An 11833-nucleotide genomic window follows, 5' to 3' on the forward strand; every position below is an offset into this window, starting at 1 on the left:
TGCTCGTTACCGGCCGGCCTTGAGGGGGTTATTGTCGTCCGGTCACGGACGGCAATCGGTCGTCCGGTCAACCCGAGGGGACCGACATGACTGATCTGAACTCGCTGCGGGCAAGCCTTGCGTCAGGTGAGCACGAGTTCGCCGACACCCTGGCCTTCGTCGCCGCGCATTACGCATACCAGCCACAGGCGTTCCGCAACGGGGAACTGGAGAATGCCGCGGGTACGAACGAGGGCTCCTGCAAGACGCTGGGACTGGCCCTGCTGGAAGGGCTGAGCGACCAGGAGGCGCTGCTGGCCTTCGGCGAGCACTACCGCAGTGTGCTGGCGACGCCGAACGACACTGATCACGGCAACATCCGCAACCTCATCGCCCATGGCCTGGACGGCGTGAGCTTCGCCGGGCAGCCGTTGACCCGCAAGGGCTGAGCAGCCGATTCCGGGCGAGGTGGCCCTCGGGCGCCCTTGAGCAGCCAGTCGCGCAGGTCGAGGGGCGGCGGCAGCGGGGGTTCGTGCGGCAGGCTCCTCGGGAGTCAGGTGCCGGAGTTGTCGACGAACCCCACGATGTCGAGGTATTCGATGGTGGGCGGGGCGCCGTAGATCCCCGTCACCTTGTCGACGAGCTCCTTCGTGAAGAAGGCACGGGCCTTCTCCTCGTCGTCCCACACGTAGAAGTTCCTTGCGTGAACGCCGTCTTCGTCGAGCATGAAGCTCTTGAAGCGAAGGCCGGCCATGCCCTCGAACGGCGCTCGGAGTTCACCGGCGGTCTTTGCGAGAGTTGCACGATCAAACTTGTCGGTCCGCGTGAAAGTCACGAGCACGCCGATCATCGGGCCTCCTGTCGATGGGGTGAGCAACAGTCGATCGAGTGACGCTAGCGGCGGATCCTAGTACACGCGGCAGGACTTTCTGACGGTTGGGACGCGAGTCGGAGGTGCGGATCGAGGTCGGCGGCGCAGACCCGGAAGCATGTCGAGCTTTGCTTGCGTGAAGCTGAGCACGTCGTGAAGGGGCCGTGCGGCGGCTACGACGCTCCGCAGGCGGCCAGTGCGGTTCGCGCCAGTGCGCGCAGCCAGGTGTGGGCGTGGTCGGTGTCGTAGCGCTGGTGCCACGACAGGTACACCGGTGCCGAGGGGAGTTCGAGCGGCAGGGGGAGTACGACCAGGCCGAGGTCGGCGGCCGAGGTGCGGGTGGTGACTTCGGGGACGCTGATCAGGAGGTCGGTGCCGCGCGCGAACTCCAGCGCCGCCGCTTCCGTGGGGGCGGCCGCCACGACGCGGCGGGTGAGGCCGAGCCGGCCGAGGGCGTCGTCCAGGGCGTTGCTGAGGTTTCCGCGGCGCGAGACGGTGACGTGTTCGGCGGCGGCGTACTGCTCTGCGGTGATGCTTCGGGCGCGGGTGAGGGGGTGTCCCTGCCTCACGACGGCGACGAGGCGGGTCTCGCCGACGCGCTCGGCGCGGATGTCGGGTGCGCTCGGGTGGTTGGCGTTCGCCTCCAGGTCGACCTCGCCGCGTCGCAGTTCGGGGGTGTCGGTGCTCGATTCCGCGACGAAACGAAGTCGCACGCCCGGCGCCTGTCCGCGTACGGCCGCGAGCAGCGCGGGGCCGCTGAGGGCGACCAGGGAATCGTGCCAGCGGAGTGTGAAGGTGCGTTCCAGCGTTGCCGGATCGAGTTCACGGCTGGGTGCCAGCACGCCCCGGACCTGGTGCAGCAGCTCGTGCACCTGTTCCCGGACGGCGATCGCGTAGGGCGTCGGGGTCATGGTGCGGCCGGTGCGCACCAGGATCTGATCCCCGGTCGTGCGCCGGATGCGGCCCAGACTCCGGCTCATCGCGGGGGCGGTGACGTGCAGGCGTGCGGCCGCCCCGGCCACGCTGCCCTCCTCCAGCAGCGCGTCGAGCGCGGTGAGCAGATTCAAATCCAATTGCATGGGAGTAATCCCGGACGTGCTTGACATGCATTTGATGTTAACGGAGGGGATGCGTAGCGTCATCACCACGGCGCAGGACGGAACGCACGGCCCGGCCCGAGACCTTCGTCAACACCCCTTGCCCAGAAGGGAGTACCACCATGTCCGCAACCCTTCAGACCCCTGACACCGCCCTCTCCGACGCCGACCTGCTCGACCGGACCGCGGCCGCCGTGCGTGAGGCCGGTTCGGCGCTGCGCGAGCGGTTCGGCGAGGTGGTCCGCTACGAGAGCCGCGAGGAGCTGATGGGCGCGCTCGCCGCGAATGACGACACGGCCCTCGGTATCCTGCGGCCCCGCCTCACGGCTCTGCGCCCGGACGCCGGCTGGGTGGAGGACGAGCTGGACGGCGGGGCGCTGCCGTCCGGGGAGTGGTGGGTCGTGGACCCGGCCGAGGGCAACGTCAACCACCTGCACGCGCTGCCGGAGTGGGCGGTGACCGCCACCCTGCACCTGACGAACGTGGCCGCCGGCCGCATCGACGCCTTCTGGCAGTTCGCCGGCGCCCGCGCGGACCTGCTGCCCGGCGCGCTCCTCGTCACCGAGGCCGGCGGACGGATCACCGACACCGAAGGCCGCCCCTGGACCCCGCAGAGCGCAGGCTTCCTGGCCGCCGCGCCCGGCGTCCACGCGACGGCCGTCGCCACGCTCACCCGCTGACCCCGGACCGGCACACCGCCTTCCCCTCCTCGGAGCGGTGGAGGCTCCATCCGTCAAGACGGCCCGCTCGGTCGGATGGACGCTTCGCCCGGCCATTCCTCACCCGCCCGCGCCCAACGTGACTGACGGTCCGTCATATTGGGTCACGGGGGGGGTGATGTCGGTAGGTCACCCCTGTCGTCCACCGTCATCGTGAAGGAGTTCAGCATGCGCAAGAAGATGGCAGCCGCATTGGGCAGCGCCGCACTGCTCGCCACCACGCTGCTCAGCGGATCCGCGTCGGCAGCTCCCGCAGGGGCCGCCTGGCTGTGCGGGGACGCCTGGTACTCCAGCCGCGCCGAGGGCCACGCCTGGATCCAGTACTGCGAGGACAAGAACGTCATCGTGGCGACCGTGACGGACGACAAGGCGGACGGTCGTTGCCCGCGGGTCTCCGGCTACCTCTACAACAGCCGGTCCTACGTCCACTCCCAGTCCGTCGGGCCCAAGGGCGCCTCCCGGTACGTCGAGATCTTCGCACCCGGCGGTGACTGGTTCTACGTGGCCGGCGTGACCTGGGTGAGCTGCTGACCCACAACGGCCGACTGGCGGCCGGGGCACCGGCCGTCAGTCGCCCCAGCGCCGCACGCGTCGAACGCGAGCGCCAGCCGGCGGGCCCGGATGCGGAGGGCTTCGTCCTGGTGGATGATGCGGTCTTCGACTCCCGAGCGAACGATCCGGGTGTCGCCGTCGGCGAGCGCGGCCACTCGGCGCAGGTGGTCCGTGGTCAACGCGGAGGAGCCGAGGGCTTCCAGCGCGTCGCACGCCCCTGAGGGATCCGCGTCCTGTTCGGCGGAGCGCAGGGCCACCTCGGCGAGCGCGGTGCGGTCGAGCGAGGCCGGGTCTGCGACGGCCGTGAGGGCCACCACCGCGGCCGGTGCCCGGACCGGATCGCCGAGAGCGGCTTCCAGACGGGCGGCGAGCGGCCGGCCCGCCGGGCCGAGCAGCGCCGCCACCCGGGCTGCCCGCACCACCGACCACCGGGACCAGGGGCTGCGTTCGGCGCGGGCGAGTACCGAGTCGAGAACGGCAACGGCCGCGGCGGCGTCTGCGGTGACGCGCCAGAGGGCTTCGGCGAGCGCCGTGTCCGCGTCCAGCCCGGGAGTGGTGTCGCCGTCGGAGCCGCTGAGTGCCTCGCGCAGGAGCGGGGCCAGCGTCGCTCCCCGGGAACCGAGCAGGCCGACGGCCGCGGCGGCCCCTGCGAGGTCACGGCCGCCCCGTAGTTCCCGTTCGAGGCAGCTCAACAGCGGTGCGGGCTCGTCGGCGAGGGTGTACAGGGCCTTCGCCGCGTGCAGGACTCCTTGTTCGGCCGCTGCCCGCAAGGAGTTGATGGCCCGCGTGCGATCCGGCAGAGCGCCGGCCTCGGCAACGGAGGCGATGGCCCGGGCTGCCTGGCTCGGATGGTGCGGGAGCGCCGCGCACAGCTCGGGCAGCGCAGGCGCGGCGTCGGCGCCCCATCCCGCCAGCAGGCCGGTCAGCTGCGACGGTTCGTTGCCGTTCAGGGCTTCGGGCCGGCAGAGGCGGCCCCGGACGGCGTCAAGGAGATCCCCGTCGAAGGGCAGGACACGGGCAGCGGGGTTCCGGCGGCCGGTGGCGGCGTCCAGGGCCCGTGGGCGCCATCCGAGGCTCGCGGCCAGGAGGGGAACCGCCCGAGCGGGCGCGACGAGCACGAGCGCGGCCAGGGCCCGGTCGGCGTGGTCGTCGTCCTCGTGCGGGTTCCGTCCGGCGAGCGGCGCGAGGACGTCCGCAGCCGGTGCGGCGACGCTACCCAGTCGGCCGAGGAGGGAGGACGTGTCGATCACGGACTTCTCGTCGACGGCCGCCGCGCACAGGCTCGGCACCAGCCGCGGCGGGGCACTGCGGGAGAGCATGCAGGCGCGGTCGGCCGCCCAGAGACCTTCGGCCCGCACCTCGGCGCGGCCGTCACGCAGGGCCGCGTCGAGCAGGACGAACGCTGCCTCACGCTCCGGCCGGCGTCCCCTTCCCAGGAGGGCCTCGACGACGGCGGCCAGCGGCTCACCGCGTCGGAGGTCGAGGCCGGAGCGCAGGGCGTCGGCGGGCAGCAGGGACATCATCGTCACGTGCAGGGTGTCGGTCCACGGAGCGTCCGCGTCGAGGCGGGCGAAGACGGCGGCCATGCGCACCTGCGCGGGCCGGGACGGGTCCAGGACCGTGGCCGCCACCGCCGCTCCCGCCCGCGGGTCGAGCCGGGCGACCGCGCCCAGGACCTCCGCGCGCGCGGCAGGTTCGTATTCCGCCTCCCAGCGCACGCGCAGTGCGGGCAGCGCGGCCTCGGTCGCTCGGGTGTGGGATATCGCCCATGCGGAGGTCCGGCGGACGTCCGGCTCCGCCGCGGCCAGCAGCGGGATGAGCAGGGGAAGCTCCCGGGCCACCGCCGCCCGTACCGTGCCCGGCACCAGGCCGTGCTCGTCCTCGCTCTCGGCCATGCCACCGAGCAGTTCCAGGACGTCCGCCGTGTGGTGGCCGGCGGCCGCGATCCTGGCGAGGAACGGCACCGCTTCCGCGCTGGCGGCGTAGACCGTCCCCTGGTGCAGCACACACCCGTACAGCTCCGACAGTGCCTCGTGCGCCGCGTCCCCGTCGGTCGCGGTCAGGGCCCGCAGCAGATCCGGCACGTCTTCGGCGCTGCCGTACGCATGGGTGAAGGAGTGCCAGGGATGGGCATCCAGGCCGGCGAGCGGGTGTACGAGATCCATGCGGGGCATCCTGCCAGCCGGGTCCGACATCGCCCCGGCGCTTCGGAGACCGGGCGCTCAAGACCTGGGCTCTCCCCGTTCCGGCACCTCGCGCTGTGCAGCCAGCGTGCCCTGGTTGTCAAGCGCGCGTGCGTTTGCGGGTGGGGTGGGGCAAGGTCGTTTCATGACGACCTCCCCACGCCTGACCCATGTGGTCCCGTCGGCACGTCTCCACCCTGGCCGCCACGCATCGGCGCCGGCAGCCGAACAACGGACGGGAGGGTGCGGTATGAGCACCGCTGCCGAACGCCCGGACGGTGGGGGCGTGCCGCAGCCGGCGGCCACGGTCGAGGAACTGCGGACGGCGCTGGCGCGGATCGCACCGGATGCGGTGGCCACCTTCGACGCCGAGCGCGCTGCGGCGGTGGCGCGGGCGCGGCAGGACGTCAGTTCGGCGCCGATGCGCAGGTTTTTGCGCCAGTGGGCCCTTCACGTCGCGATCGAGCGGCATCCGGACCTCGCGGCGCGGCTGCCGCACCTGGAAGCGCGGGCCGCATACGTCACCGACGTGGAGGAGGGACGGATGATCGCTGCGGAGATCGGGCGGATCCTCGACAAAGCCGCGGCGGAAGCGGGACCGCCCCACGGCGGGGAGTCTTGAGCAGTCACCGAGATCGGTGAGGGAGCCCGCCGCGGCGTTCACGGCGGACTGCGTCGTATCACGCTCCTCTCGGACGGCTGGTTCCATGCCCTGCGTGGTCCGGCCGGCTACTGCATCAGCTCGATGTGGGGATGTTCCGGCGCCGCCGGGCAGACGTAGAGCTGCTGTTTGTAGCCGCTGCCGATCTGGACACGGGTCGGTCGCACCGTGTCGCGGTGGCGGTCACCGGTGGAGGACGCGGCGGCCTGGTCTTCGTACGGTATCCAGCTGCTGTCGGCGCCGTCCCATTCGAACGTGTCGATGGTCAGCAGCGGGTCCATCGCGGTGTCGCAGGCGGGGCACTGCCGCGGGGCGGGGTCGGTGTAGCCCCACTGGGGCCAGCCACCGGCCCTCCAGCCGGGGGCGACGGACAGATCGCTGCGGTAGTAGGAATCCGGGTAGGGAGCGTAGGAGCTGTCCACACCGGCGTCGGCCGCCTCCCACCTGCCCCAGTCGCCCAGCTGCTCTCGCAGCTCCTGGCTCAACTCCAGGGGGTTGGGGTACTCGGTGACCTGCTCCGGCGCGAGCACGCACGGCTCGGGCACGTACTCCTCGAACTCCACGTCGAACGGTTCCGGGGGCGAGGTGAGGAGGTCGGTGACGGCGGACGCGGACCGCCAGAACACAGCGGTCCGCGGCATGTACATGTCCGGGTGGTCGAAGGGGCACCACAGCACCTGGAGCAGATCGGCCTGCCCGGGCGGACGCAGCACGGGGACGTCACGTACGTACAACTGGGCCACCGGCAGGAGGGGGATCGGGCCGTCGGGTCGCTCTTCGTCCCAGTCGATCCGCTCCAGGAGCGCGTTCTCCTGCGGCGTGCGCGAGGAGGCGCCGGGAGTCCCGTCCGGGTGCGCCGCCGCTCTCGCCCGTACGCGCTGATCCACCCGCACCGCGGCCAGCACGTGGTCGCCTCCCTCGTGCGGGGCGTCGCAGTGCGGCCACGGCTCGTCCGCGGGCCACAGCAGCGGCCCGCCGATCGAGCTGTCCTGCGGAGTCGGGGTCCCCGGGCGGGGGTGCAGCCGGGTCGCCGGGCGTGCCAGCGCGGCCAGTTGGGGGAAGACCGCGGTCACGTCGACCGGCCTCGGCGGGGTGGTGCGGATGAAGGTCATGACGGAGATGCTGCCAGCGACCTGTGACACCGGGAGCTGCCCGGGGCGGGGCGGCTTCACCGTCGGTCCGCGGGGGCGGTCACCGAGGGTGTGCGGCCCTCCGTGCGTCCGTCCAGGTGAGCGGCGGCGGAACCATGGGGGCCGCGCCGCCGAGCCTGCATGACGGAGTGTCAGGTACGTGTGACGATCGGTACTCCCGTGTCCGGTGCGGCCCGTCGTGCGGCCGCTCCGCATTCCGTCCTTGCCCGAGGGCGGCCAGTGCGGACATCCGCAATGACGACGGCCCTCGCTCCCACCACGTCCGTTTCCATCCCGGCTCTACCGGTCGCCACGGACCGACTCGGAACGAAAGGTACGGAACCCATGACCCACACCGGTCTTCTGGCCCGCATCGAGGCCAAGCCCGAGCACGCGGCACAGGTCCAGGAACTCCTGGAGCAGGCCCTGGAACTCGCCCGTCAGGAAACCCAGACCGTGACCTGGTATTCCTTCAAGCTCGGTCCCACCAGCTTCGGGGTCTTCGACACCTTCGACGACGAGGCGGGGCGCCAGGCCCATCTGAACGGCAAGATCGCGGCCGCCCTGATGAACATCACCCCCACCCTGCTCGCCGGCACCCCCGACATCCAGAAGATCGACATCCTGGCCGCCAAGCTGTCGTGAACCCGCCCGTCGTGGCCGCTCCGTCCGGAGCCCTTCGGCCGGAGGTCTGCCGGAGGCCGCCCGGAGGGCTTCAGCTGTACACGAGCAGGTGGTCGCAGGTGTTCGTCCCGTCGTGGAGGGAGGAATCGCTGTTGAGGACGTAGAAGGTTCCCGCGAATCCCGTCGCGGTCATCTTCGGCACGACGATCAGGGTCTGGCCCGCCATGTCCAGCCCGAACCTCCGCACCACGTAGCGGTTCAGCAGGTCGAAGAGGTTCTGCGTGAGCGCGTTGAGCCGGAGGATCCGGTACGTGCGGTCGCCCGTTCCATCCGCTCCCGTCACGGCAGCCTGGTACTGGGCGTCCCCCCACTGCGACGGCTGAGGGGCGACACGCCCCGATGCCTCAAGGGCCTGGAGCCGCCGCTGCGTGCTCTCCCGGACGCCCGCCATGTGGATGTGCAGCTGGTTGTAGCGCCGGGCGGACTGTGAGTTGATCCCCAGCCCGAGGTTGGGGTACTGGACGGGGACGTCTCCTCCTTGGCGGGCGTTCTCCCAGGCCTCGTGCCAGTAGTTCGCGACGCCGGCCGACAGGAGGAACGGGCATTCGATGCCCGTGATCCGGCAACTCGGCAGGAGGAGGTAATTGTGCTGCGTCTCGGGTTTGCCGTGCAGCACCACGTAGTTGGGCGTCGTCTTCAGGCATTCCGGCTTCCCCGCCGGCGGGACGATCCCCTGCGTGCAGTACTGCACGTCCTGCCACAGCGGGTCGGTGTCGGCGGGGCTGCCGCAGACGGGTTGCATCTGGGCCGGTGGGCAGGGACTCTGTCCGGCTCCCGGGGGATTCGGGTCCGTGGGACAGGGGCAACACGACGGCTCTCCGGCTGTGGAGCCGGGACGTGTCGCCGCGGACGCGCCGGCCCCCGTACCGGCCAGCAGCGCTCCGGCGCCCAGGGCACCCGAAAGCACCACGAAATGACGCCGGGGCATGTCATTGGTCTTGCCGGCTTCTTTCACGGGGTGGGCTCCGATGATCGACGGCCTCTGGTCCGCTCACAAATTAGGCGGTGGTCCGCCCTTTTCCCGGCAAGGAAATGGGGGAAGGACAGGTATTACGCCGGAAGGCGGTCACGGCAGGGCTTGATCAAGTTCCGTAGGCATCTGGGCTGACGGTGATGCCCAGGATGGGGAGTGCGCGTCGAGACGGGATGACCCCTTGAGTGCTTTGCCGTCGACGGCTATCACGGCTGCTCGTCCAGGGCTTGCGGCGCGGGTCCCGGTGGCGGCGCGGTGTCGGTCGGCCAGGTAGGCGCCGACCGCCCGGTCCAGGGCGTCACCGTCAACAGCCCCCAGCACGCGCCCGATCGTGGCCGCCGACGGGGTACGCCGCCATCCCAGCAGATGGCGGCGGATGCCGATGGTCTTCAGCAGCGTGTCTGCGGCACGCCGGCCCCACTCGGCGAGTTCGTCGATGCTCCGGGCTCCCGAGACGACCGCACAGGCACCCACCAGCAGGATCGCTGTCAGCGAGTACCACCGGCCCCGCCATGCACGGGGGTCGGGCACCGAGTCGAGGTACGGGTCAGCTTCGTGTCGTCGAGTCCTGCCGGGCCTCGGAGGACCGTCGGCGCCGGGTGCCCACAGCAGCGGCACAGACGAGGGCCAGGATCACAACTACCGCCAGGCCGCGGGTGACGCTCCAGGTGGTACCCACTAGTGCTTCCTGCTTGCCCGCCTCCACGGACAGTCGCATGGAGGTCTCCACGATCACCACCAGTGGGACCACGAGCTGACAAGGGAGACGGTAGGGCCCGGTGCGTGCACACTGCCCCGCGAGCCCGCAGAGCGGACCCAGGAGGAGAGCGAAGACACACCACAAGGCGAGCATGGAGAGGAAGTCACCCCATGCGAAAGTCAGAGCTCCTGAACTCGGGCGACTGAAATCGGGCGTCCTGAAGTCACCTTGAATCGCCTTTGTTGTGTAGTAGGCGAACACGGTAACCACTAGAGAAACAAAACCCATTATGGCCGCACGTTTTTTCGAGTGAGCCAGAAGCCCGGCAATGAAAGCCACCAATGCGTACATCCACCCTGCCACCAAGGCGATGCTTGCCGCATGACTGGCGTGCCCGCCTACCGACTCCAGAGCCGGTCCAGAGATTCCGACGATCGCACAGCCTGCGAGGGTGAGCGTGACGGTCGATAAGGATGTACGCACGTGCAGAACCTCGATGCATGGGATGAAGGGTGCGCGCCAGCCTACCGAGTCTCTTCACGTCCCGCTAGGTTGCAAGCAAGAAACCCGAAGGCCTGGCCGCACCGCGCAGTAAGCACAGCCGGCCAGACCTTCGGCAAACAGGACTGCGACCCAGCCGGGGTTTAGTAGACGCCCCAGTAGGCGTTGCACGTGTAGGCGGCGCCGGCAACGAGCCAGGCTCCGGCCCAAATATCAGCTTCCTGGATGTCCTTGTCGGTGCCGCCCGCGAACGCCACGCTCGCGGAGTGCTTCTTGCTCGGGTGAATGTAGTTCGAGTAGCACCTCTTGCCGTTCCACTCGGCCGCGGTGCCGTAGTTCCAAGTCCCGCCACCGACACTGGCGTTCGCTATCGGAGCGACACTCGACTTGGCGGACGCGTCCACCTTGTAAGACGCCACGCCCCACTCGGTGGGCTTCTCGCCGTGCGGGCCTATGAGCGCGGCCGGAGGGGTGGCTCCGCTGGCCAAGGTGAAGACCTGGAACTGCGGGGCCGTCGGGGTGGCCGCAGTGGCCGGTCCGGCGGCGACGAGCGCTCCAGCGGCGGTCACAATGGAGACCGCGGCGAGAGTGAATTTCCCGGGCTTCTTCAACGTAATCCCCGTCTGTTTGTGATCAGAACATGCCCCTCGCGCTCTGATCGCTTTGGTTGACGTGAACATCTTGCGTACATGTCGATCTGGCCGAGAAGTCACCTTTGAGACAGACACCCACCCGAATTCAGGCATTCCGCATGGCTGAGATTGCGTGAAACGACCCAATAGCACGCGGGCCCGATACTTTCCAATCCATTATTTTTTCGGCTACTCTGGCCGGATCCTGACGGCCACTCGTAGACCGGGGAAGAGCGGCCCGACCTTCGGCACGTCCCCATCCTGGGAATCACCGTCAATCCAGACGCTTACGGAATTTGATCAAGCCCTACGGTCACGGTGGTCCGTGGGGACTACGTCCAAGGCCTCGGGCCGCCTGCGACTCGAGCCTGATCCGTGTGCGCAGGGCGACGGCATAGCGTGAGGTTCGAATCCAGATCATCCGCGCCGAGGAGAGAACATGAGCACCGCCACGCCGATTTCGCTGGTCACGGGCGCGAACCGGGGAATCGGCCGGGAGACCGCGCGTCAGCTGGCCGCGCTCGGCCACACCGTCCTGCTGTGCGCCCGCCGTCCGCGGGACGCCGAACAGGCCGTCGCCGACCTGGCTCCCGGAGTGCCGGGCAGGCTTGTGCCGTACCCCTTGGACGTGACCGACGCCGACGGTGTGCGTGCGCTCGCTCGCCGCGTGGAGGTGGAGTTCGGGCGCCTCGACGTCCTCGTGAACAACGCCGCCATCAACTACGACACCACCCGGCGCGCCGTCTCCGTCGACCTCGACGAGGTCCGCGACACCCTGGAGACCAACCTCTTCGGCGCCTGGCGTACCGCGCAGGCGTTCCTGCCGCTGCTGCGCCGCTCAGCCCGCCCGCGCCTGGTGAACGTCTCCAGCGAGTCCGGATCCCTGGAACACATGTCCGGCGGAACCCCCGCCTACGGAGTCTCGAAGGCCGCCCTCAACGCCCTCACCCGCAAGCTCGCCGACGAACTGCGCGCCGAGCGGATCCTGGTCAACGCCGTCTGTCCGGGCTGGATCGCCACCGACATGGGCGGCTCGGGCGGCGCACCCGTCGAGCAGGGCGCCGCCGGTGTCGTCTGGGCTGCCACCCTGCCCGACTCCGGCCCCACCGGCGGCTTCTTCCGGGACGGTGAGCCACTGGCCTGGTAGGCGG

The 11833-nt window shown here is 70.2% G+C and carries 14 protein-coding genes; 6 read left to right on the forward strand and 8 right to left on the reverse strand.

Annotated features, from left to right (window positions below; genetic code table 11):
• Positions 1–86 precede the first annotated feature (86 nt).
• Positions 87–428, forward strand: a complete 342-nt coding sequence (locus ABZW32_RS09510; protein WP_356213530.1) for a HopJ type III effector protein — start codon at positions 87–89, stop codon at positions 426–428.
• Between the two features lie 104 nt (positions 429–532).
• Here ABZW32_RS09510 and ABZW32_RS09515 read toward each other — a convergent pair whose 3' ends face one another.
• Positions 533–829 carry a hypothetical protein gene (locus tag ABZW32_RS09515; protein WP_356213533.1) on the reverse strand — a complete coding sequence of 99 codons (297 nt, stop codon included), beginning with the start codon at positions 827–829 and terminating at the stop codon, positions 533–535.
• Between the two features lie 194 nt (positions 830–1023).
• A complete protein-coding gene (locus ABZW32_RS09520) occupies positions 1024–1929 on the reverse strand; it encodes a LysR family transcriptional regulator (RefSeq protein ID WP_356213536.1) in 906 nt (301 codons plus the stop codon).
• Positions 1930–2069: 140 nt separating this feature from the next.
• Between ABZW32_RS09520 and ABZW32_RS09525 the strand changes: the two genes are divergently transcribed.
• Both ABZW32_RS09525 and ABZW32_RS09530 read left to right on the forward strand, forming a co-directional pair.
• Positions 2070–2627: an inositol monophosphatase family protein gene (locus ABZW32_RS09525; protein ID WP_356213539.1), complete on the forward strand. Its 558-nt coding sequence runs from the start codon at positions 2070–2072 to the stop codon at positions 2625–2627.
• A 207-nt stretch (positions 2628–2834) separates the two neighbouring features.
• Entirely contained in the window at positions 2835–3197 is a 363-nt protein-coding gene (locus ABZW32_RS09530) for a hypothetical protein (protein WP_356213542.1), read from the forward strand.
• Here the strand turns inward: ABZW32_RS09530 and ABZW32_RS09535 are convergent.
• A complete protein-coding gene (locus ABZW32_RS09535; protein ID WP_356213545.1) occupies positions 3164–5383 on the reverse strand; it encodes a hypothetical protein in 2220 nt (739 codons plus the stop codon). The two genes, ABZW32_RS09530 and ABZW32_RS09535, sit on opposite strands and share 34 nt — an antisense overlap.
• A 268-nt stretch (positions 5384–5651) precedes the next feature.
• Between ABZW32_RS09535 and ABZW32_RS09540 the strand changes: the two genes are divergently transcribed.
• A complete protein-coding gene (locus ABZW32_RS09540; protein ID WP_356213548.1) occupies positions 5652–6023 on the forward strand; it encodes a hypothetical protein in 372 nt (123 codons plus the stop codon).
• A 107-nt stretch (positions 6024–6130) separates the two neighbouring features.
• Here ABZW32_RS09540 and ABZW32_RS09545 read toward each other — a convergent pair whose 3' ends face one another.
• The gene (locus ABZW32_RS09545) at positions 6131–7174 is read right to left on the reverse strand and encodes a hypothetical protein (protein WP_356213551.1); all 1044 of its coding nucleotides are present in this window, start codon (positions 7172–7174) and stop codon (positions 6131–6133) included.
• Between the two features lie 363 nt (positions 7175–7537).
• Between ABZW32_RS09545 and ABZW32_RS09550 the strand changes: the two genes are divergently transcribed.
• Positions 7538–7837: an antibiotic biosynthesis monooxygenase gene (locus ABZW32_RS09550; protein WP_356213554.1), complete on the forward strand. Its 300-nt coding sequence runs from the start codon at positions 7538–7540 to the stop codon at positions 7835–7837.
• Positions 7838–7907: 70 nt separating this feature from the next.
• On the opposite strand, the gene ABZW32_RS09555 is transcribed toward ABZW32_RS09550, so the two are convergent.
• The 4 genes from ABZW32_RS09555 to ABZW32_RS09570 form a co-directional block, all read right to left on the reverse strand.
• A complete protein-coding gene (locus tag ABZW32_RS09555) occupies positions 7908–8618 on the reverse strand; it encodes a CDP-diacylglycerol diphosphatase (RefSeq protein WP_356213557.1) in 711 nt (236 codons plus the stop codon).
• 324 nt (positions 8619–8942) lie between these two features.
• Complete coding sequence (locus tag ABZW32_RS09560) at positions 8943–9380, reverse strand: transposase family protein (protein ID WP_356213560.1); 438 nt, start codon at positions 9378–9380, stop codon at positions 8943–8945.
• Positions 9381–9396: 16 nt separating this feature from the next.
• A complete protein-coding gene (locus ABZW32_RS09565; protein ID WP_356213563.1) occupies positions 9397–10032 on the reverse strand; it encodes a DUF6518 family protein in 636 nt (211 codons plus the stop codon).
• A 161-nt stretch (positions 10033–10193) separates the two neighbouring features.
• Positions 10194–10619: a lactococcin 972 family bacteriocin gene (locus ABZW32_RS09570; RefSeq protein ID WP_356213565.1), complete on the reverse strand. Its 426-nt coding sequence runs from the start codon at positions 10617–10619 to the stop codon at positions 10194–10196.
• 502 nt (positions 10620–11121) lie between these two features.
• On the opposite strand from ABZW32_RS09570, the gene ABZW32_RS09575 reads away from it, so the two are divergent.
• Complete coding sequence (locus tag ABZW32_RS09575; RefSeq protein WP_356213568.1) at positions 11122–11829, forward strand: SDR family oxidoreductase; 708 nt, start codon at positions 11122–11124, stop codon at positions 11827–11829.
• Positions 11830–11833 lie beyond the last annotated feature (4 nt).

Source organism: Streptomyces sp. NPDC004667 (assembly GCF_040609475.1).
In the GTDB taxonomy this organism is placed as follows: domain Bacteria; phylum Actinomycetota; class Actinomycetes; order Streptomycetales; family Streptomycetaceae; genus Streptomyces.

What these genes read in the sequence shown, in the direction of transcription:
- ABZW32_RS09510 (WP_356213530.1), top strand. Translation starts at nt 87, where the DNA reads ATGACTGATCTGAACTCGCTGCGGGCAAGCCTTGCGTCAGGTGAGCAC.
- ABZW32_RS09540 (WP_356213548.1), top strand. Translation starts at nt 5,652, where the DNA reads ATGAGCACCGCTGCCGAACGCCCGGACGGTGGGGGCGTGCCGCAGCCG.
- ABZW32_RS09535 (WP_356213545.1), bottom strand. Translation starts at nt 5,383, where the DNA reads ATGGATCTCGTACACCCGCTCGCCGGCCTGGATGCCCATCCCTGGCAC.
- ABZW32_RS09525 (WP_356213539.1), top strand. Translation starts at nt 2,070, where the DNA reads ATGTCCGCAACCCTTCAGACCCCTGACACCGCCCTCTCCGACGCCGAC.
- ABZW32_RS09545 (WP_356213551.1), bottom strand. Translation starts at nt 7,174, where the DNA reads ATGACCTTCATCCGCACCACCCCGCCGAGGCCGGTCGACGTGACCGCG.
- ABZW32_RS09575 (WP_356213568.1), top strand. Translation starts at nt 11,122, where the DNA reads ATGAGCACCGCCACGCCGATTTCGCTGGTCACGGGCGCGAACCGGGGA.
- ABZW32_RS09520 (WP_356213536.1), bottom strand. Translation starts at nt 1,929, where the DNA reads ATGCAATTGGATTTGAATCTGCTCACCGCGCTCGACGCGCTGCTGGAG.
- ABZW32_RS09550 (WP_356213554.1), top strand. Translation starts at nt 7,538, where the DNA reads ATGACCCACACCGGTCTTCTGGCCCGCATCGAGGCCAAGCCCGAGCAC.
- ABZW32_RS09555 (WP_356213557.1), bottom strand. Translation starts at nt 8,618, where the DNA reads ATGCAACCCGTCTGCGGCAGCCCCGCCGACACCGACCCGCTGTGGCAG.
- ABZW32_RS09530 (WP_356213542.1), top strand. Translation starts at nt 2,835, where the DNA reads ATGCGCAAGAAGATGGCAGCCGCATTGGGCAGCGCCGCACTGCTCGCC.
- ABZW32_RS09515 (WP_356213533.1), bottom strand. Translation starts at nt 829, where the DNA reads ATGATCGGCGTGCTCGTGACTTTCACGCGGACCGACAAGTTTGATCGT.